The organism is Kribbella sp. NPDC020701, from assembly GCF_055562215.1.
Genome location: NZ_JBVHFT010000012.1, coordinates 41,871 through 60,230 on the forward strand (window position 1 = coordinate 41,871; position 18,360 = coordinate 60,230).

The following is an 18,360-nucleotide window of genomic DNA, read 5'->3' on the forward strand; positions in this document are numbered from 1 at the left end:
AGTGAGGTGCGGACGGGGTGTCCGGCCGGATGCTCGGAGGGTGCACACGACTGAGCGTCCCGTCCCGCGCTGGGCCTACCGTTTGGCTCACGTCATCCCGTTGCTGACCCTGCCGTCCGGGTTGTGGCGCCTCGGCCTGGTCACCGGTTCCTCGATGGGCATGCTCGACGACTCCGGCCGGCCGGCTCACCTGCAGGGCTTCGGCGAGGCGACGTACGTCGTCTTCCTCACCGTCTTCTCCGAGGCGGTCGCCCTGATCGCCTTCGGGCTGGTCAAACCCTGGGGCGAGGTGGCACCGCGCTGGATCCCCGTCATCGGCGGCCGTCGGGTCGCGCCGTACGCCGCGATCGTCCCGGCCGTCCTCGGCGCCCTCAGCCTGATCGCCATCTGGACCTTCGGCTTCCGCGACGTCTTCACCGACCACTTCATCCCGTTCTCCAGCACCGCCTGGAAGGCGCTGATGATCACCTGTTACGCCCCACTCCAACTCTGGGGCCCCGCCCTGCTCGTCCTCACCTACGCCTACTACCGCCGCCGCGTCAGCGCGAGCGGGGACGTGGTTTCAGTGCGATAGCGGGTAGGGGTGGAGCAGGCAGCGGGTCGCCGTCGTAGCCGGGGACCATGTCGAAACGGTCGTTGCCGTTCGCCAGGATGGCGGCCTGCCAGGCGTCGCGGGCAGCGACGATCTCCCCGTGCGAGCGGCCGATGAAGTTCCACCACATCACCAGGTGCTCCTCGAACGGTTCGCCGCCGAGCAGGAGGAAGCGCACACCGTTGCCAGAAGCGACCAACTCGACGGACCGGCGCCCGCCGCCGAGGTAGACCATCTCGCCGAAGCCCGGCGTCAGCTCCCCGACCGACAGCGAGCCGTCGACGATCAGTACGGCGTACTCGTTCGACACCGTCAGCGGCAACGAGAGCGTCCGGCCGGGCTCGATCGTGATGTCGGCGCCGACGAGCGCCGAGTAGGCCGGCGCGGGTGAGGTGACGCCGGCGACCGTGCCGATCATCACCGTCCCGCGGGCGCCGTCGAACTCGAGCGACGGCAGGTCGGCGTAGGCGTTGAAGGCGGGTGCGACCGTCGTACGCACGGAGTCCGGCAGAGCGACCCACAGCTGGGCACCATGCAGGACCGGCGGCGCGGTCGGGGCCGAGACCTCCGAGTGCGCGATGCCGTTGCCGGCCGTCATGATGTTGAGCTCCCCCGGCCGCACGAACGCGTGCGATCCGACGCTGTCGCGGTGCTCGATCTCGCCCTCGAACAACCAGCTCACCGTCTGCAGACTCGTGTGCGGGTGCGGTGGGACCCGCATCCCACGCGCCCCCGGTACGTCGTACGAGTCGACCCGGCTGGTGAGGTCGTCCGGTCCGTAGTGGTCGACGAAGCACCACGCCCCGACCATCCGGCGGTTCTTGTTCGGCAACAGCCGCCGTACTGTCGTCGTCCGCCCGAGCACGACCTCCCGCGGCTCCAGCAACTCCAACGTCGGACCCTCGCCGTCCGAACCGTCGCACACCACCTCAGCCGGATCCTTCTCGAGATCGCTCATGACGCTGTCCATTCCAGGAGTTCCTTCTGGTCCCAGGTATTGATGACGCGGTCGGGCGTGACACCGCAGTCTTCCGCGCGTTCGCAGCCGTAGACCTGCCAGTCGAGCTGGCCGGGCGCGTGCGCGTCGGTGTCGATGGAGAAGATGCATCCGGTCTCGACCGCGAGCGACAGCAGGCGCTTGGGCGGGTCGAGGCGTTCGGGCCGGGAGTTGATCTCGACCGCGGTGCCGAACTGGCGGCAGGCCTCGAAGACGATGTCCGCGTCGAAGTCGGACTCCGGCCGGGTGCCGCGACCTCCGGTGATCAGCCGGCCGGTGCAGTGGCCGAGGATGTCGACGTGCGGGTTCGCGATCGCACGAACCATCCGCTCGGTCATCGGATCGGAGGCCATCCGCAGCTTGGAGTGCACGCTGGCGACGACGACGTCGAGCCGGGCCAGGATCTCGGTGTCGCAGTCGAGCGTGCCATCCTCGAGGATGTCCACCTCGATCCCGTTCAGGATCGTGAACCCGTCCAGCTCGGCGCCGAGCCTTTTGTTGAGTTCGGCAACGACCTCGAGCTGCTGCAGCCGGCGCTCGCGGGACAGTCCGTTCGCGACCGTCAGCCGCGCCGAGTGGTCGGTCAGCGCCAGATACTTGTGCCCGAGCCGGTACGCCGTGCGCGCCATCTCCTCGATCGGGCTGCCGCCGTCGGACCACTCCGAGTGCAGGTGCAGGTCGGCCTTCAGCGCCGCACGCATCGCCGTACCGGCCGTGGTCAGGGCGCCGGCGGCCTCCTCCAGCTTGACCAGGTACGACGGAGTGGCGCCGTCCATCGCCTCGAGAATGACGGCCTCGGTCTTCGGGCCGATGCCCGCGAGCTCGGTCAGCGTGCCGGCTCGTCGGCGCGCTCGTACCTCCGCCGCCGGCAGGGCCGCGATGGTGTCGGCCGCTCGTCGGTAAGCCTTCACGCGGTGGGTCGGCTGCTGGTCGCGTTCCAGGTAATAGCCGATCGCTCGCAATGCCGCGACCGCCTCCGCCACACCCGCCTTGTCGCTCATACCCCCATCATGGCGGACTAAGGTCGGGGCGTGGCGAAGAGTGGCAAGGCGCATCTGGCCCGGGCCGAGCGGTTGCAGAACGCGACCGGGGCGCTCGCCACCGCGGCGATGGCGGCGATGGACGAGAACCTGCCGTGGTTCGGGAAGCTGTCGGCCCAGGACCGGTCCTGGATCGGGCTGGTCGCGCAGTCCGGGATCTCGGCGTTCGTCGAGTGGTTCCGCGATCCGGGCGCGCACTCGTCGATGCCGACCCGGATCTTCGGCTCGGCGCCGCGCGAGTTCACCCGGGTGATCTCGCTGCACCAGACCGTCGACCTGGTCCGGACCACGATCGAGACGATCGAGGACACCATCGGGGACCTGCTCCCGGCGGACGACGTACCCGTGGTCCGGGAGGCGATCCAGCGGTACGCCCGCGAGGTCGCCTTCGCCGCAGCCACGGTCTACGCACAGGCCGCGGAGATGCGCGGCGCGTGGGACGCCCGGCTGGAAGCACTCCTGGTCGACTCGGTGATCCGCGGCGAGGCGGACGAGTCGGTCCGCTCCCGCGCCTCCGCCCTTGGCTGGACCGGAGTCGCCGGTACGTCGGGATCGGCCGAGGTCACGGTGGTGGTCGGACGCGCGCAAGCCACGGACGGGAACGCCAATCTGGCCGACGCCATCCGGCACGCGGCCCGCGAGGCGGGTGCTGACGCTCTGTGCGCGATGCAGGGCGACCGGCTGGTGGTGGTACTCGGTGGTACGAGTAAACCTGTCGAGATCGTACAAAAACTTGCTCAGTGGTTTGGACCTGGACCGATCGTCGTCGGTCCGGTCGTGAAAGACCTGATGGCGGCCGTGACCTCGGCCCGCGCGGCGGTGGCCGGGCTCCGTGCGGCACCGGCGTGGCCCGGTGCGCCCCGACCGGTCGAGGCCGACGAACTCCTGCCCGAACGGTCACTCTCCGGAGACGGCCACGCCCGTCGCCAGCTCGCCACCGACGTCTACGGCCCACTCACCGTAGGCGATGGCGTCCTGTGCGACACGGTTTCGGCGTACCTGGACTCCGGCGGCTCGATCGAGGCGACCGCCCGGGCGATGTTCATCCACGCCAATACCGTCCGGTACCGGTTGAAGCGTGTGGGCGATCTCACGGGCTACAACCCGCTGAATCCCCGCGACGCTTTCACACTTCGTGTCGCACTGACCTTGGGCCGCCTGCTCAATCCCGAGCCGGGAAGCTCCATTTTGTAGGATCTCCACAAGATCGGCCCAGGAGAATTCGTGCTGCTTTCCGGCTCACGATCGGCCGGGAGGAGGGAGAGTGGTCACGTGCTCGTCATCGTCGCGCCCGGTCAGGGTGCCCAGACCCCAGGATTCCTCGCGCCGTGGCTGGCAGATCCCACGTTCGAGAGCCGGCTCAACTGGCTCTCCGCGGTGGCCGGCCTCGACCTCGCCCACTACGGCACCGAAGCCGACGCGGACACGATCCGGGACACCGCGATCGCGCAGCCGCTACTCGTCGCGGCCAGCATGCTGGCCGCGCTGGCGGTGATCCCGCACCCGGCCGACGCCTTCAGCAAGGTCGGTGCCGTCGCCGGGCACAGCGTCGGTGAGATCGCGGCCGCCGCGGGTACCGGCGTACTCAGCGCCGAGCAGGCGATGGTTCTGGTCCGCGAGCGCGGCAAGGCGATGGCCTCGGCCGCCGCGCAGACCGCGACGTCGATGACCGCCGTCCTGGGCGGCGACCGGGACGAGGTCCTGGCCAAGCTCGCCGAGCACGGCCTGACCCCCGCGAACGACAACGGCCCCGGCCAGATCGTCGCCGCCGGCACGGTCGAGGAGCTGGCCGCGCTGGCCGCCGACCCGCCGGCCAAGACCCGGCTGATCCCGCTGTCCGTCGCCGGCGCGTTCCACACCAAGCACATGGAGCCGGCGGTCCAGACGCTGGCGAAGTACGCGACCGCGATCAGCACCCACGACCCGCGGACCCGCCTGATCTCGAACCGGGACGGCCAGGTCGTGCACGACGGCCGGGACGTGCTGCAGCGCCTCGTCACCCAGGTGAACGCGCCGGTCCGCTGGGACCTGTGCATGGAGACGATGGCCGATCTGCAGGTGACCGGCATCCTCGAGCTGCCGCCGGCGGGCACGCTGACCGGGATCGCGCGCCGGGCGCTGAAGGGCGTCGAGACGTTCGCGCTGAAGACGCCGGACCAGCTCGACGACGCCCGCGCGTTCGTGGACAAGCACGGCAGCCCGTCCGAGATCGACGCCTCGCCGACGTGGCGGCTGCTGGTCGCTCCGATGAAGGGCACGTTCACCCGCTCCGAGCAGGTCGGCCGCGAGTCCGGTGACACGGTCGAGGCCGGCGAGGTGGTCGCGAAGGTGCAGAGTCTGCGCGACGAGCTCGAGGTCAGGGCCCCGCACGGCGGCATCGTCGTCGAGTGGCTCGTCGAGGAAGGCGACCCGGTCGCCCCGGGTCAGCCGCTGGTCCGCCTGCACCCCAACGGAGGCAACGCATGACTGTGCTTTTGGCCGGGCCTCCGGCGCCGGCGTGGTCATGGGGCCTTGGCTCCCGGCCTTCCCTCGTCACTCCAGTCGCTGCGCTCCTTGCGCTCCTCAGTCCAGGCCGGGAGGCCCCATGACCGCGATCACTGCTTCGACGGGTTCGACGTACGCCGGTGTCCTGGGGATCGGGTCGTACCGGCCGCGGCGCGTCGTACCGAACTCGGAGATCCTGGAGCAGATCGACTCCAGTGACGAGTGGATCCAGACCCGGTCCGGCATCAAGGAACGCCGCTGGGCCAGCGACGACGAGACCGTCCTGATGATGTCGGTGAACGCGGCCAAGGACGCGCTGGCCGAGTCCGGGATCGACCCGGCCCAGATCGGCTGCGTCATCGTCGCCACCGTCACGCACCTCTACCAGACCCCGGCGATCGCGACCCGGGTCGCGGTCGAGGTGGGCGCGCCGACAGCGGCCGCGTTCGACATCTCCGCGGCCTGCGCCGGCTTCTGCTACGGCATCGCGATGGCCAACGACATGGTCCGTGGCGGCAGTGCGAAGTACGTGCTGGCGATCGGGGTCGAGCGACTCAGCGACATCACCGACCGGACCGACCGCGGTACGGCGTTCATCTTCGCCGACGGCGCGGGTGCGGCAGTGGTGGGCCCGACCGACGAGCCGGGCATCGGCCCGGTCGTGTGGGGTTCCGACGGCACGCAGCACAAGGTGATCAGCCAGAAGGAGTCGTGGCAGGAGGCGGCCGGGAGCTACCAGTGGCCGCACCTCACGATGGACGGCAACCCGGTGTTCCGGTGGGCGTCGTTCGAGATGGCGAAGACGGCACAGCAGGCTCTCGACGTGGCCGGCGTGAAGGCCGAGAACCTCGACCTGTTCGTGCCGCACCAGGCGAACATGCGGATCACCGACGCGATGCGGCGGGCGCTCAAGCTGCCCGAGCACATCAAGGTGGCCCGCGACATCGAGCGGCAGGGCAACACCTCGGCCGCGTCGATCCCGCTCGCGATCACCGCGATGCGCGAGGCCGGCGACGCCAAGAGCGGCGACCTCGCCCTCATCATCGGCTTCGGCGCCGGATTGGTGTACGCCGCGCAAGTGATCCGGCTCCCCTAGCCGATGCTCCGGTAGCCCATAGTTGTCCGGGGCGGCTCAGGTGGCCGGCCCGGCTGTAGTCAGCCAGCGAAGATCCGAAAGGGAAACAACAAGATGGCCAGCACCGAAGAGATCCGTTCCAACCTCGCCGAGATCGTGAACGAGATCGCCGGCATCCCGGTCGAGGACGTCCAGCTGGACAAGTCCTTCACCGACGACCTCGACGTCGACTCGCTCTCCATGGTGGAGGTCGTGGTGGCCGCCGAGGAGAAGTTCGACGTGAAGATCCCCGACGACGAGGTCAAGAACCTGAAGACCGTCGGCGACGCGGTCGCGTTCATCGAGCGCGCCCAGAACGGCTGACACCCGCCGTACCTGTGCCGGCCGGGTGCTCATCGGGATTCCGGTGAGCACCACGCACAGCACCGCAGTACCGCAGTACCGAAGTACCCACCCCTCGCTCCCAGTCCCCCGATCTCTCGCAAAGGATGAGGTAAAGATGTCGAAGACCCGAGTCGTGATCACCGGGCTCGGAGCCACCACCCCGCTCGGGGGTGACGTGTCCAGCACCTGGGAAGGCCTGCTGGCCGGTCGCTCCGGCGCCCGGCGGCTGACCGAGGATTGGGTGCAGAACCTCGCCGTCCAGATCGCCGCCCCGGCCGCGGTCGAGCCGACCGAGATGCTCGAGCGGGTGAAGGCTCGCCGCCTGGACCGGAACGCGCAGCTGGCCGTGGTCGCCGCCCGTGAGGCGTGGGCCGACGCGGGCCTGGAGGACTCCGGACTGGACAAAGAGCGGCTCGGCATCGCGGTCGCTTCCGGCATCGGCGGCCTGGGCACCACCCTGTCGAACTACGACGCGCTGAAGACCAACCCCCGCCGGGTGTCGCCGCTGGCGATCCCGATGCTGATGCCGAACTCGGCCGCGGCGTACGTGAGCCTGGAGTTCGGCGCGAAGGCCGGTGTGCACGCCCCCGTGTCCGCCTGTGCCTCCGGCAACGAGGCGATCGCGCTCGGCCTGGACCAGATCCGGCTCGGCCGCGCGGACGTCGTCCTGGCCGGTGGCACCGAGGGCGTGATCATGGCCCTGCCGCTCGCGGCGTTCGGCCAGATGATGGCGCTGAGCAAGCGCAACGACGAGCCGGAGCGGGCCTCGCGCCCGTGGGACGTGGACCGGGACGGCTTCCTGCTCGGTGAGGGCGCCGGAGTCCTGGTGCTGGAGTCGTACGAGCACGCGAAGGCGCGGGGCGCCAAGATCTACGCCGAACTGGCCGGAGCGGGGATCTCCGCCGACGGTCACGACATCGCGCAGCCGGACCCGACCGGTTCCGGTGCACGCCGGGCGATGGAGCGGGCGCTGGCCGAGGGTGACCTCACCCCGGCCGACATCTTCCACATCAACGCGCACGCCACCTCGACCCCGCAGGGCGACATCGCGGAGTCGCTGGCGATCCGGCTGGCGCTCGGCAAGGACGCCGACCACGCGGTCGCGACCGCGCCGAAGTCGATGATCGGCCACCTGCTCGGCGCGGCCGGTGCGGTCGAGTCGATCGCGACCGTGCTCGCCCTGCACCACCGGGTGGTACCGCCGACGATCAACGTGGACAAGCTCGACGACCAGATCGAGCTCGACGTCGCGACGGAGCAGCGCAAGCTGGCCGACGGGGACCTCGCGGCGCTGAACAACTCGTTCGGCTTCGGCGGCCACAACGCCGCCATCGCCTTCAAAACGGTCTAACAAGCAGTTCCTTCACCACCCCCCGGAGGACCACATGACTCTCTTGATGCCGCGCCTCCGGCGCGGCGGGTCATGGGGCTTTGGCTCCCGGCCTTCCCTCGTCGCTCCAGTCGCTTCGCTCCCTCCGCTCCTCAGTCCAGGCCGGGAGGCCCCATGACCAGCGCCCCCGCGGCTCCCAAGCCCGCCAAACTGCCCCGTGAGCTGGACCCGCGGAACCCGGTGACCCGGCTGACGAACCTGGTCGACCCGGGCAGCCTGGAGCTGATCACCCCGGACAACCTGTCGGGGATGATCGCGGCGCGCGGGACGATCGCGGGGGCGAAGGTCGTCGCGTTCTGCTCCGACGCCACCGTGATGGGTGGCGCGATGGGTGACGAGGGGTGCGACGTCGTGGTGACGGCGTACCAGGTCGCGCGCGAGGAGCAGGTGCCGATCATCGGCCTGTGGCACTCCGGTGGCGCGCGGCTGGCCGAGGGCGTGCTCAGCCTGCACGCGGTCGGCAAGATCTTCTACGCGATGACGCAGGCGTCGGGCAAGATCCCGCAGATCTCGGTCGTCCTCGGCCCGGCCGCGGGCGGAGCGGCGTACGGTCCGGCGCTGACCGACATCGTCATCCTCGGGCCGGAAGGCCGCATCTTCGTGACCGGGCCGGACGTGGTCCGATCCGTCACCGGTGAGGACGTCGACATGCTCCGGCTCGGCGGTCCCGAGCCGCACGGCCGGCGGTCCGGCGTCGTCCACATCACCACGGACACCGAGGCCGCCGCGCTTGCCCAGGCGCGCCGGCTCGCGGACCTGCTCGCGAACCAGGGCACGGTGTCGACCGACGTGACGGACACCGATCTGTCCGGGTTCCTTCCGGAGTCGGCCAAGCGTGCGTACGACGTGCATCCGCTGGTTGGTGGGGTGCTCGACGAGGAGTCAGGCGTCGAACTGCATCAGCGGTGGGCGCCGAACATCGTGACCACGCTCGGCCGGCTGGGCGGGCGGACGGTCGGGGTGATCGCGAACAACCCGCTCCGGCTAGGTGGTTGCCTCGACGCGTTGTCGGCGGAGAAGGCGTCCCGGTTCGTCCGGATGTGCGACGCCTTCGGGGTCCCGCTGGTCGTGCTCGTCGACGTACCGGGCTATCTGCCGGGGGTCGGTCAGGAGTGGGACGGCGTCGTACGACGTGGTGCGAAACTGCTGCACGCGTTTGCGGAGGCCGTCGTACCGCGGGTGACGCTGGTGACGCGGAAGACGTACGGCGGTGCGTACATCGCGATGAACGCGCGATCGCTGGGCGCGACCCGGGTGTTCGCGTGGCCGCGGGCCGAGGTCGCGGTGATGGGCGCGGTCGCCGCAGTCCGGGTGCTGCACCGCCGCAAGCTCGCCGAGGTCGATCCCGAACTGCGTCCCCAGGTCGAGGCGGAGCTCGCGATCGAACACGAGAAGATCGCCGGCGGTATCGACCGGGCCCGCGAGATCGGCGTCGTCGACGAGGTCGTCGACCCTACGCGCACCCGCTCAGCCCTGGCCACCGCACTCGCCAAAGCCGAGTCGACCGGCCAGATCCGCGGCTACCACGGCAACATCCCGCTGTAGCCGCGCCGGCTGGCTACATGCCGGGGCCGATGTCGCCCAGCCCGTTGGCCGCGCCACCGTCGCCGATCCGATGGAGCGGGCCCTGGATCTTCGCCTCGGTGATGTACTGGGCACCGCCACCTTGGCTGAAGTAGCCCGAGCTGTAGGGCAGGACGGCCTTGCCGGCCTCCCAGTACGGAACCCGTCTGTTGCCGACCACAACCATTCGGACCTCGGGCTCCTCGCCCGCCCGCAGCCGCGCCGCGTCCTGCGCGCAGACCGCGATCTTCCGGGTCCCGTGCTTCGGCTGGTTCCAGACCACATCGGTCGTCGACGGACCGTGCTGCGGGTTGAAGAAGCACGGCACCCGCCGCTCCGGCACCGGCTGGCCGGTACTCCGCGCGCGCACGCAGACGATCGCGTACCGCCCGGTGGCGAGTGTGTCCGTGATCGTGCTGACGTCGTGCGCCGACTGAAGCTTCTCGACAGCCTGCTGAGCCGCCTCGTACGCCGCCAGCGCGCGCTGGTAATCGAGCCGCCCGTCGGCGTCCAGGTCGTCGGTCCGGACCTGTTCGCCCAGCCGCGTCAGCTCTTCGCCGAACTCCGTCACGTCCTCGCCGGCCAGCCGCTCGATCTGGGCCAGCTCCTCGGCATCGACCTTCCGAGCCGCCCGGCGCACCAGCAACTGGCGCCCGGCCCCCACCATCGCCCCACCCGCCAAGACCACGAGGATCCACTCCATCGACCCACCATAGGTCGGGTACCAGTCCACGTCAGCCGCGTTTTGATCACGACAATGCACGAAGGGCGCGGACCCTGAGGTCCGCGCCCTTCACGTGGTGCGGCCGCTGTTTGCGACAACCGGGGGTGTCCCGACACCCGGTGGCCCAGCGGCCACGGCCCCTCCCACCCAGGTGAGATGTCTGATGCTCAGTCTCATCGAAAAGTTCGGGGAAGTCCTGCCCTTCATGGCTTTCTTCTGAAGTTCTCAGGATCCGTTCAGACGACTTGATGGAGCCATCGCACCGGCGCGCCGTCACCGGCGTACCGGAACGGCTCCAGCTCGTCGTCCCAGGGGCGGCCGAGCAAACGCTCGACCTCCTCGGTCAGATCGGCCTCACCGCTGGCCGCCTTCAGCATCGCGGCCTTCAGTCGCTCCTCCGGAACCATGATGTCGCCGTGGACGCCGGTCGTCGCGTGGAAGACGCCCAGCTCGGGCGTGAAGGAGTATCGCTCGCCTTCGACGCCGTTGCTCGGCTCCTCGGTCACCTCGAACCGGAGCTTCTGCCATCCGCGCAGGGCGGACGCCAGCTTCGCCGCCGTGCCGGCCTCGGCCTGCCACGACAGCTCGGCCCGGTACTGGCCCTGGGCCGCGGGCTGCGGCGTCCAGTCAAGTTTCACGGGCACGCCAAGGATGCCGCCCGCGGCCCACTCGACATGCGGGCACAACGCTGACGGCACCGTGTGGACGTAGAGAACGCCACGAGTCGTCGCCACCGGGACCTCCTGTGCTCGAGGGGCGCCTTCCCCAGCGTTCTCGAACAACCGCGTCGAACCCGGCGGTACCAGCATCCCACCGAGCACAAAGGCACCCCGCGGAACACTGCGTACATCTTGCACCACCGCCCCCACCAACACCAGCAACCTCGCCGTGTCAACTACATCACCGTCGTGTCGCGATCCTTCCGCGGCCGACTTTGTGCATCCCTCGGCCGACTTTGTGCATCAGATCCGTACGCCGAATACTGCACCGCACGGATCTGAGGCACGAAGTGAGCTTGCTCGGGAACGCAGGCCTACGGGAAGCGGGTCCGGTTCGGTGATCGCATCATGTCTGCGATGGCGATGCGTGCGGCCGACGGGCACCCCTTGGTGAACCCGTAGAAGGGGCCGAAGTCGCGGATCGACGCGAACCCTGTCATGTACAGCCCGGCCAGGGACGTCTCGAGGCCCTCGGTCAGGACGGGGAACCCCTCGGTTGTCGAGACCCGATCCACAACACCGCCCAGGTAAGGCACGCGAGCAAGGTCAGCCCGGTAACCGGAAGCGAAGACCACATGATCGGCTGTCAGCGCCGTGCCATCGGAGAGCGACAGCGTCAGGTCGTGTTCGCTGACAGTCGTGTCGACCACCGCACACCCCGGATGGCTGGTCACGACGGCGTCAGGGATCCGCGGCACCAGCCAGGGTTCGAGGGTGAGGCGCCCGACCTGCCAGAACTCGGCAGCGATCGCTGTCTGCCGCTCGACGGAGAGGCTTCGCCACCATCCCCGGTGTGTCAGCGTCTGGTCGACGTACTGGTCGACGAAGCGCCAGCTCACCTTGGCGAACTTCGGCGTGCTGTGGCGATGCACCACGTCCACACGCTCGGCGTCGTGGTCACACAGTAACGCCGCCCACTCGTAGGCGCTTTGCCGGCCGCCGATGATCACCACCCTGGCACCGGCGAGCGAATCGAAGGAGACCAATTCGGACGTATGTGAGCGGCGAGCAGGCGGGACATCGGCGTACCACTCCGGCAGGTTGAGGAAGTAGCCGATGCCAGGTGCCGCGAGTACCTTGTCCGCGGTGATCGTCGTACCGTCGTCCATCGTTGCCACGAAGCCTGCGTCCGGCTTGGTCAGGCCGGTCACGAGGCGGTCGTCGAGGTCGAGCCACTTGCGCTCGCGGAACCACTCCGTGTAGTCGAGGAAGACCGAGATCGGGATCGGGTCGAAGTCTTCGGGACGCATTCCCCGATCCTCGAAGAACGCCTCGAACGTGTACTCGCCGCTTCCGTCGAGATGCCAGTCGGGGCCCGAACGCAGGAACATGTCAGCCGGCATCTGCTCGCGCCAGAAACCCATCGGGCGGCCGACGATGTGGGACTCGATGCCGTTGTCACGGGCAAACGCGGCCGCAGAGTAGGCATAAGGGCCTGCGCCGACGACCAGCAGATCCGTCCGGTCCGGCATCGTGTCTCCTGAAGGTGTGGCCAGAACGCGAGGTTGCGGGTGATGAGTCCGACAATCCTCTCCCTGATGCGTTCGCGCCACCATGACCTCGGCGAAGAACGGGTCCGCGAACACCTGCGGGGTGTCGCTGGACATCGGGAGTACGACGACCTGCTGGGTCGCCAAGGGCACGAGCTGAAACGCGGGCTTACGGGAAGCGGGAGGCGAGGGCGATGCAGGCGCCGGCGGCGGCCAGCGTGAAGAGCATCGCGATCCCGGCGAACCGTGAGGTGACTTCCTTGTCGACCTTGTCGTAGCCGACCGAGGAGCCGATGTCCTTGTAGACGTCCTTCAGCTCGCCCGCGGACTCGGCCGTGTACGCCTCGCCGCCGGTGGTCTCGGCGATGCTCCGCAGCTCGGCCCGGTCCGGTGGCACCCGCTGGCGGATGCCGTCCATCTCGATGAATCCGGAGTCGGTGCCGAAGCAGATCGTGTAGATCGGCGTGTTCTTCGCCTTCGCCGCCTGCGCGCCTTCCTGCGCGGTCCGGCCGACCGTCCGCTTGCCGTCGGACAGCAGCACGATCCGCGCCGGAGCCGGGTCGTTCGGGTGCGCCGGGTCCGGCGGGACCTGGGTGAGCGCCTGCAGCGACGTGAAGATGCCCTCACCGGTCGCGGTCGACTCGGCCAGCTCGAGCCCATCCACCGAGCGCAGCACGGTGGCGCGGTCGGTGGTCGGCGGCACGATGATGGACGCCGTACCGGCGAAGTTGACCAGGGCAACGTTGAACTTGGCCGGCAGTTGGTTGATGAACTCCTTGGCCGAGTCCTTCGCCGCTTCCAGCCGGTTCGGCTCGATGTCGGTGGCCATCATCGACAGCGACACGTCGATCGCTACCACGATGGTGGCCCGCTCGCGCGGCACCTTGACCTCGTCCTTCGGCTGCGCGAACGCCACGATGCACGACAGCGCGGCCAGCAGCGCCAGCGTGACCGCCAGGTGCCGCCGCCACTGCGGCCGGCGCGGCGCGACCCGGTCCAGCAGCGCGATGTTGGTGAACCGGAGTGCGTACTGCGCCCGCCGGTGCTGCAGGAAGATGTACGCCGCGACGACGACCGGGATGATGAGCAGGAACCACAACCTGGCCGGAGACAGGAACTCCATCAGCGAGCCACTCCCTTCGGCGGTTGGTGCAAGCGGGGCGCCACTCGCCGGTAGGCGAGGACGAACCGCACCGTGTCGGCGACCCAGTCACGGTCGGTCCGCAACACGAGGTGCCCCGCACCTACCCTACGCAGGGCGGCCCGGGTTCGTTCCCGCTGCGCGAGCGCGGCCACCCCGAACGCCTCCCGGATCTTGCGCCGGCGGGTGTCGATCTCCCGCACCTGGCCGGTCTCGGGGTCACCGATCGTGACGACGCCGATATTGGGGAGTTCCAGCTCGCGCGGGTCGACGATCTCGACCGCGAGGACCTGGTGCTGCGCGGTGAGCTTGCGCATCGCGCGCTCCCAGGACGGCTCGAGGCGGCTGTCCACCTCGCCGTCTTCGGGAGTGAGGAAGTCGGACACGATGACCCGGAGTCCACGCTTGCGTTGCGTCCGCGCCATCGACTCCAGCGCGGCGGCCAGGTCGCTGCGACGGGCCTCCTCGTCACCGCTGAACTGCTCGGACAGCAGCGCCCGGAGCAGACCGTAGAGCGCGAGCCGCCCGGACCGGGCCGGCCAGCGCCGCAGCGCCGAGTCACGCAGCATCAACCCACCGAACCGGTCGCCCAGGCGGTGCGTCAGGAACCCGACGGTGGCAACGGCCGCCACGGCCAGCTCCCGCTTCTCCAACTGCGACGTACCGAAGTCCATCGAGCCGGACAGGTCCACGAGCGCCCAGGTCTCGAGCTCACGGTCCGCGATCAGGTCCCGGACGTGCGGGATCGTGGTCCGCGCGGTGACCGCCCAGTCCATCCGCCGTACGTCGTCGCCGACCTGGTACTCGCGGGCCTCGGCCAGCTCGGTGCCCGGACCCGGCAGCAGGCCCAGATGCTCCCCGTGCAGATACCCCTCGAGGCGCCGTACGACGGTCAGCTCGAGCCGCCGGAGCGCACGTTCGGGTGCGAGCTGCGAGATCGTCATCGCAGCCCGCGGGTCTGGTCGGTTGGGCACTACACGAACTCCGGGCGGCCGGTGCCGTCGGCTCCGTCGCGCCAGACCGGCTGCGGCGGCGGGACGGTGGCCAGGATGCGCTCGATCACGGCCCGCGGGTCGATGTTGTCGGCGACCGCGTCGAAGGTCAGGCCGAGCCGGTGACCCATGACGTCCAGCGCGACCGTCTGGACGTCGCTCGGCAGCAGGTAGTCCCGGCCGTGGATCAGCGCGAGCGCCCGGCCGGCCGCGATCATGCCGAGGGTGGCGCGCGGGCTGACGCCGAGCTCGATGATCGGCTCGAGGTCGGGCAGGTGGAAGTCGGACGGCGTCCGGGTGGCCATCACCAGGCGGACGGCGTACTCCGCGACGAGGTTATGGACGAAGACCTGCTCGGCGGAGCGCTGCAGCTCCAGGATCGTCTCCGGCTTGAGCACCTGCCGCGGCTCCGGCGGGTCGACGCTCATCCGGCGGAGGATCTCGAACTCCTCGTGCCCGCGCGGGTGCGGCACGTCGATCTTGACCAGGAACCGGTCCCGCTGCGCCTCCGGCAGCGGATAGACGCCCTCGGACTCGATCGGGTTCTGGGTCGCGATCACGATGAACGGCTTCGGCATCGGGAAGGTCTGGCCGCCGATCGACACCTGCCGCTCGGCCATCAGCTCCAGCATCGCCGACTGCACCTTGGCCGGGGCCCGGTTCACCTCGTCGGCCAGGACGAAGTTCACGAACGTCGGGCCGAGCTCGATGTCGAACGCCTCCCGGGTCTGCCGGTAGATCCGGGTACCGACGATGTCGGACGGGACCAGGTCAGGGGTGAACTGGATCCGGGCGAACGTCCCGCCGACCACGCTGGCGAAGGTACGGACGGCGAGCGTCTTGGCGACACCCGGAACACCTTCGAGCAGACAGTGACCCTTGGCCAGCAGCGAGACCATCAAGGTCTCGACCATGTGCTCCTGGCCGACGATCACCCGCTTGACCTCGCTGATCGCTTCGCCGATCAGACGGGACTGCTGGGCCACCGATCCAGCCGGCACAGTGGTTTCGGTCATGCCTGTCCTTCCGGGGTCCACGCTCGGACCTTGTCATTCCCCACTTCACGCAACACCGGTCATTCCATCAGATCCCCGGGTCCCCCGGGCGCGTGGCCCACCAGACCCGTCTTCATCCTCCCCGCCCGGGCAAATCGGCACACCTGGGCGCGAGGTGAGTGCAGGCTTGTGGCGACAGTGCTACCAGGGATGTGGTGGGATTGGGGGTGATGACTGCGACGGAATCACACACCGAGGTGCGGCCGGCCGATGCGCCGGAGGACGCGCCTGCGCGGGTGATTCCGGAGTCGCTACCGCTCCAGCCGGAGGATCCGCCGCGAGTCGGCGAATTCTGGCTCCGCGGGCGGCTCGGGGCGAACGCGGCCGGTTATCTGTACACGGCCAGTGACGAGACCGGCCGTGACGCGGTCGTCGCGATGATGACCGAGGGTTCCGCGGACGACGCGGCCGCCCGGGAGCGGTTCGTGAACGCGGTCGACGAACTGCCGGAAGACGCCGTACTGGCGCACAACGACGCGGACGATGACGACCTGGCACTGTGGGTGGCGGTCGGACCGATCCGGGCCGACGACGGGTCGAGCGCTGCGTCGGACGAGCACCTGATCGCGGAGCGGCGCGGTGAAGAGGTGCTGTCCGCGGTTCTGATGGATCGCGTCCCGCACGTCGGCCGGTTGCGCGGTCCCGACTTCCGGCATTACTGGGAGAGCCGGCGCCGGCCGGGCCTGTTCCGGATCTGGCCTCTGCCGTGGCCGAACGCGCTGCGCCCGGCGTCGCGGTGGGCGCTGGTCCTGGCGCTGCTGACGATGGCGTTGATCATGGCGCTGGCCGTGTTCCTTGCGTGGCTGCTGTTCCGGCATGCCGCGCCGCTGGAGCCCCAGCCGGTGATCCCGACGCCGACCGGCACCGTGACGGTGACGATCACCCCGACGACCCCGCCGCCCGGCACCGGTTCGCCGACCAACGGCACGACGCCGAGCCCGACGCCGTCGACCGGCCCGACCACCGGGATCCCGACCGGCATCCCCAGCTCGCCAGGCACCCCCGGCGACCCAGGCGACAAGTTCTAGCCCGTCCGGCTCCGTCAACCTGCCCCGGCCCGCGCCGACCGGTTCTAGCGTTTAGCTCGGTCGGGCGGTCGGTTCGTCGCGGGGGATCAGATTGAGCAGCGCGATCAGGCTGATGACGGCCCAGCTGCCTTCGAGCAGCAGGAAGCCCCACGACGACTCCGCCGCGGCGATCGCGGCGAGGACGCCGGATCCGCCGAGGTTCAGGAGCTGATAGGTCAAAGTGCGCTGCCGGAGTCGGCCCGCCTGGGCGGCCGCGAAGGCGATCAGGATGGTGACCGCGCCGGCGATCTCGAGAACATCGAGTGCATGCATCGGAGTGCCCCTCCGGGGGCTGGGCGTCGTCTTGTCAGACCGGGTACGACGCCACTCGTCCAGGGATCCGCAGAGCGCGAAATCCTGCCTTCACGATAGCAAACGCAACAATTCGTCATCCCGCCACAACTGGGCCGGCACGGGCTGCCGGACCAGGGCCGCGTCGGCCCGGATCTCGGCCGGACTCGAGGCCGCGATCAGCACCGACGTGACCGCGGAATGCCTGCTGGGAAAGGCCAGCGCGGCCTGCGGCAGGGAGACACCGTATCGCTCGCACACGGCGGAGATCCGGCGCGCGTGGATCGCCGTCGGGTCGCTGGACTCCTCCACCTGCAGCACCTGCGGCGTCAGTACGCCCGACACGATCACCGACACCCCGCGCGCCAGGCAGCGATCCAGCAGCGGCGCCGCGGACTGGTCGAGCAACGAGTACTGCCCGGCCAGTAACACGCAGTCCAACTCCACGTCGCGCACCAGCCGATCGAGCTGCCGCCAGTCCCCCGCCGCGGCTCCGATCGCCTTGATCACACCGGCGCGTCGCAACTCGTCCAGTGCCGGGTACGCCGCTTCGTCGTCGGCAAGCACCAGGTCGACGGCGAGCCCAAGCCGCTCGCTGCTCTTCCGCACCGACGTACGCGCGTCGTCCCCGACCACCTTCGTGGACACCAGGAACTCACCCCGGGGCCGCCGCTGCAGCGCCGTACCCAGTCGTCGTTCGGAGTCGCCGTACGCCGGTGAGGTGTCGAAGAACCGGATACCGGCCTGGTACGCCGCGTCCACGGTGGCGACCGCGGTGGCGTCGCCGTCCGGTCCTGGTGGCTCGCCGAGATGCGAGCCACCGAGACCGAAGCGGGGTGGCCGGAAGCCGATCGTCGCGTGCGGCGCGAGCGCGTAGCTTGGCGCGGGCATCGTCACCTCCGCTGGTCGGCAGTAGTTACCAGCATCGGGGGTTTGCGACGAGTTCGCATCCTGAAACGGACTAGCGGCCGGAGTCGTACAGCGTGCGCACCTCCGCGGCCGTCAGCGCGCGGTCGTCCACGTGCACCTGGTCGACGGTCCCGTCCAGGAAGTCCACCTGGTTGCCACCGAACTTGGCCCGGCCGATCACCGTGTTGCCGGTCGAGGTCGAGTCGAGACTGCAGGCGCTCTTGGCGGCGACGAGTTGCCCGTCCGCGTACAGCTGCAGCTCACCCTTGACCACGTCGTGGTCGCCGGTCAGGTGGTACCACTGATCCGGGTTCGGCTCACGCTGGCGGAGTAGTTGCCGCTGGTGTCGAGCAGTGCCGCACCGGTGTCGGCGTACTGCCCGGATCCGTTCAGGGCAAGGCCTTGGCCGTTCTTGCCTTCGGCAAAGGTCGGGCCGCCGATCAGCAT

General features: G+C 69.6%; 20 protein-coding genes and 1 riboswitch. Of the genes, 8 read left to right on the plus strand and 12 right to left on the minus strand.

Going from position 1 to position 18,360, the window contains the following annotated elements:
- Positions 1–40: 40 nt before the first annotated feature.
- Positions 41–574, plus strand: coding sequence for a hypothetical protein (locus ACZ3HV_RS27060; RefSeq protein WP_465687927.1), 534 nt, complete (start codon positions 41–43; stop codon positions 572–574).
- On the opposite strand, the gene ACZ3HV_RS27065 is transcribed toward ACZ3HV_RS27060, so the two are convergent.
- Together ACZ3HV_RS27065 and ACZ3HV_RS27070 are read right to left on the minus strand one after the other, a co-directional pair.
- A complete protein-coding gene (locus ACZ3HV_RS27065; protein WP_465687929.1) occupies positions 540–1,550 on the minus strand; it encodes a pirin family protein in 1,011 nt (336 codons plus the stop codon). The two genes, ACZ3HV_RS27060 and ACZ3HV_RS27065, sit on opposite strands and share 35 nt — an antisense overlap.
- On the minus strand, positions 1,547–2,590 hold the full coding sequence (locus ACZ3HV_RS27070) for a PHP domain-containing protein (RefSeq protein WP_465687931.1): 1,044 nt from the start codon (positions 2,588–2,590) through the stop codon (positions 1,547–1,549). Before ACZ3HV_RS27070 ends, ACZ3HV_RS27065 begins: the two co-directional genes overlap by 4 nt.
- A 30-nt stretch (positions 2,591–2,620) precedes the next feature.
- Here ACZ3HV_RS27070 and ACZ3HV_RS27075 point away from each other — a divergent pair, with 30 nt between their 5' ends.
- The 6 genes from ACZ3HV_RS27075 to ACZ3HV_RS27100 all read left to right on the plus strand — a co-directional run bounded on the left by ACZ3HV_RS27075 (position 2,621) and on the right by ACZ3HV_RS27100 (position 9,507).
- Positions 2,621–3,823, plus strand: a complete 1,203-nt coding sequence (locus ACZ3HV_RS27075) for a PucR family transcriptional regulator (protein ID WP_465687933.1) — start codon at positions 2,621–2,623, stop codon at positions 3,821–3,823.
- 78 nt (positions 3,824–3,901) lie between these two features.
- The gene (locus ACZ3HV_RS27080) at positions 3,902–5,095 is read left to right on the plus strand and encodes an acyltransferase domain-containing protein (protein WP_465687935.1); all 1,194 of its coding nucleotides are present in this window, start codon (positions 3,902–3,904) and stop codon (positions 5,093–5,095) included.
- A gap of 118 nt (positions 5,096–5,213) precedes the next feature.
- Positions 5,214–6,209: a beta-ketoacyl-ACP synthase III gene (locus ACZ3HV_RS27085; RefSeq protein ID WP_465687937.1), complete on the plus strand. Its 996-nt coding sequence runs from the start codon at positions 5,214–5,216 to the stop codon at positions 6,207–6,209.
- 93 nt (positions 6,210–6,302) lie between these two features.
- Entirely contained in the window at positions 6,303–6,551 is a 249-nt protein-coding gene (locus ACZ3HV_RS27090) for an acyl carrier protein (protein ID WP_130446978.1), read from the plus strand.
- Between the two features lie 136 nt (positions 6,552–6,687).
- Positions 6,688–7,923, plus strand: a complete 1,236-nt coding sequence (fabF, locus tag ACZ3HV_RS27095) for a beta-ketoacyl-ACP synthase II (RefSeq protein ID WP_465687940.1) — start codon at positions 6,688–6,690, stop codon at positions 7,921–7,923.
- A gap of 153 nt (positions 7,924–8,076) precedes the next feature.
- A complete protein-coding gene (locus ACZ3HV_RS27100) occupies positions 8,077–9,507 on the plus strand; it encodes a carboxyl transferase domain-containing protein (RefSeq protein WP_465687942.1) in 1,431 nt (476 codons plus the stop codon).
- A 13-nt stretch (positions 9,508–9,520) separates the two neighbouring features.
- On the opposite strand, the gene ACZ3HV_RS27105 is transcribed toward ACZ3HV_RS27100, so the two are convergent.
- The 6 genes from ACZ3HV_RS27105 to ACZ3HV_RS27130 form a co-directional block, all read right to left on the minus strand.
- Positions 9,521–10,228 (minus strand): hypothetical protein, encoded by a 708-nt coding sequence (locus ACZ3HV_RS27105; protein ID WP_465687944.1) that lies wholly within the window; start codon positions 10,226–10,228, stop codon positions 9,521–9,523.
- 257 nt (positions 10,229–10,485) lie between these two features.
- Entirely contained in the window at positions 10,486–10,983 is a 498-nt protein-coding gene (locus ACZ3HV_RS27110; RefSeq protein WP_134118487.1) for a DUF3145 domain-containing protein, read from the minus strand.
- Positions 10,984–11,282: 299 nt separating this feature from the next.
- A complete protein-coding gene (locus ACZ3HV_RS27115; RefSeq protein ID WP_465687946.1) occupies positions 11,283–12,440 on the minus strand; it encodes an NAD(P)-binding domain-containing protein in 1,158 nt (385 codons plus the stop codon).
- A gap of 187 nt (positions 12,441–12,627) precedes the next feature.
- Positions 12,628–13,581 (minus strand): VWA domain-containing protein, encoded by a 954-nt coding sequence (locus tag ACZ3HV_RS27120; RefSeq protein ID WP_360369260.1) that lies wholly within the window; start codon positions 13,579–13,581, stop codon positions 12,628–12,630.
- A complete protein-coding gene (locus tag ACZ3HV_RS27125; RefSeq protein WP_465687948.1) occupies positions 13,581–14,543 on the minus strand; it encodes a DUF58 domain-containing protein in 963 nt (320 codons plus the stop codon). Before ACZ3HV_RS27125 ends, ACZ3HV_RS27120 begins: the two co-directional genes overlap by 1 nt.
- 29 nt (positions 14,544–14,572) lie before the next feature.
- Complete coding sequence (locus ACZ3HV_RS27130) at positions 14,573–15,607, minus strand: AAA family ATPase (RefSeq protein WP_465687950.1); 1,035 nt, start codon at positions 15,605–15,607, stop codon at positions 14,573–14,575.
- Positions 15,608–15,816: 209 nt separating this feature from the next.
- Here ACZ3HV_RS27130 and ACZ3HV_RS27135 point away from each other — a divergent pair, with 209 nt between their 5' ends.
- A complete protein-coding gene (locus tag ACZ3HV_RS27135; RefSeq protein WP_465687952.1) occupies positions 15,817–16,674 on the plus strand; it encodes a hypothetical protein in 858 nt (285 codons plus the stop codon).
- A 51-nt stretch (positions 16,675–16,725) separates the two neighbouring features.
- Here the strand turns inward: ACZ3HV_RS27135 and ACZ3HV_RS27140 are convergent, their stop codons facing one another.
- The 4 genes from ACZ3HV_RS27140 to ACZ3HV_RS27155 form a co-directional block, all read right to left on the minus strand.
- Positions 16,726–16,986 (minus strand): CBU_0592 family membrane protein, encoded by a 261-nt coding sequence (locus ACZ3HV_RS27140; RefSeq protein ID WP_465687954.1) that lies wholly within the window; start codon positions 16,984–16,986, stop codon positions 16,726–16,728.
- A 20-nt stretch (positions 16,987–17,006) separates the two neighbouring features.
- Positions 17,007–17,072, minus strand: a riboswitch (guanidine-III (ykkC-III) riboswitch).
- Positions 17,073–17,076: 4 nt separating this feature from the next.
- Positions 17,077–17,895 (minus strand): aldo/keto reductase, encoded by an 819-nt coding sequence (locus ACZ3HV_RS27145; protein WP_465687956.1) that lies wholly within the window; start codon positions 17,893–17,895, stop codon positions 17,077–17,079.
- Positions 17,896–17,965: 70 nt separating this feature from the next.
- The gene (locus ACZ3HV_RS27150) at positions 17,966–18,205 is read right to left on the minus strand and encodes a LamG-like jellyroll fold domain-containing protein (RefSeq protein ID WP_465688355.1); all 240 of its coding nucleotides are present in this window, start codon (positions 18,203–18,205) and stop codon (positions 17,966–17,968) included.
- A complete protein-coding gene (locus ACZ3HV_RS27155) occupies positions 18,202–18,360 on the minus strand; it encodes a hypothetical protein (RefSeq protein ID WP_465687958.1) in 159 nt (52 codons plus the stop codon). Before ACZ3HV_RS27155 ends, ACZ3HV_RS27150 begins: the two co-directional genes overlap by 4 nt.

Excerpts from the sequence above, each read along its gene's own strand:
- ACZ3HV_RS27065 (WP_465687929.1), bottom strand. The coding sequence starts at position 1,550 with ATGAGCGATCTCGAGAAGGATCCGGCTGAGGTGGTGTGCGACGGTTCG.
- ACZ3HV_RS27070 (WP_465687931.1), bottom strand. The coding sequence starts at position 2,590 with ATGAGCGACAAGGCGGGTGTGGCGGAGGCGGTCGCGGCATTGCGAGCG.
- ACZ3HV_RS27085 (WP_465687937.1), top strand. The coding sequence starts at position 5,214 with ATGACCGCGATCACTGCTTCGACGGGTTCGACGTACGCCGGTGTCCTG.
- ACZ3HV_RS27090 (WP_130446978.1), top strand. The coding sequence starts at position 6,303 with ATGGCCAGCACCGAAGAGATCCGTTCCAACCTCGCCGAGATCGTGAAC.
- fabF (WP_465687940.1), top strand. The coding sequence starts at position 6,688 with ATGTCGAAGACCCGAGTCGTGATCACCGGGCTCGGAGCCACCACCCCG.
- ACZ3HV_RS27100 (WP_465687942.1), top strand. The coding sequence starts at position 8,077 with ATGACCAGCGCCCCCGCGGCTCCCAAGCCCGCCAAACTGCCCCGTGAG.
- ACZ3HV_RS27105 (WP_465687944.1), bottom strand. The coding sequence starts at position 10,228 with ATGGAGTGGATCCTCGTGGTCTTGGCGGGTGGGGCGATGGTGGGGGCC.
- ACZ3HV_RS27115 (WP_465687946.1), bottom strand. The coding sequence starts at position 12,440 with ATGCCGGACCGGACGGATCTGCTGGTCGTCGGCGCAGGCCCTTATGCC.
- ACZ3HV_RS27120 (WP_360369260.1), bottom strand. The coding sequence starts at position 13,581 with ATGGAGTTCCTGTCTCCGGCCAGGTTGTGGTTCCTGCTCATCATCCCG.
- ACZ3HV_RS27125 (WP_465687948.1), bottom strand. The coding sequence starts at position 14,543 with ATGACGATCTCGCAGCTCGCACCCGAACGTGCGCTCCGGCGGCTCGAG.
- ACZ3HV_RS27130 (WP_465687950.1), bottom strand. The coding sequence starts at position 15,607 with ATGACCGAAACCACTGTGCCGGCTGGATCGGTGGCCCAGCAGTCCCGT.
- ACZ3HV_RS27135 (WP_465687952.1), top strand. The coding sequence starts at position 15,817 with ATGACTGCGACGGAATCACACACCGAGGTGCGGCCGGCCGATGCGCCG.
- ACZ3HV_RS27140 (WP_465687954.1), bottom strand. The coding sequence starts at position 16,986 with ATGCATGCACTCGATGTTCTCGAGATCGCCGGCGCGGTCACCATCCTG.
- ACZ3HV_RS27145 (WP_465687956.1), bottom strand. The coding sequence starts at position 17,895 with ATGCCCGCGCCAAGCTACGCGCTCGCGCCGCACGCGACGATCGGCTTC.
- ACZ3HV_RS27155 (WP_465687958.1), bottom strand. The coding sequence starts at position 18,360 with ATGCTGATCGGCGGCCCGACCTTTGCCGAAGGCAAGAACGGCCAAGGC.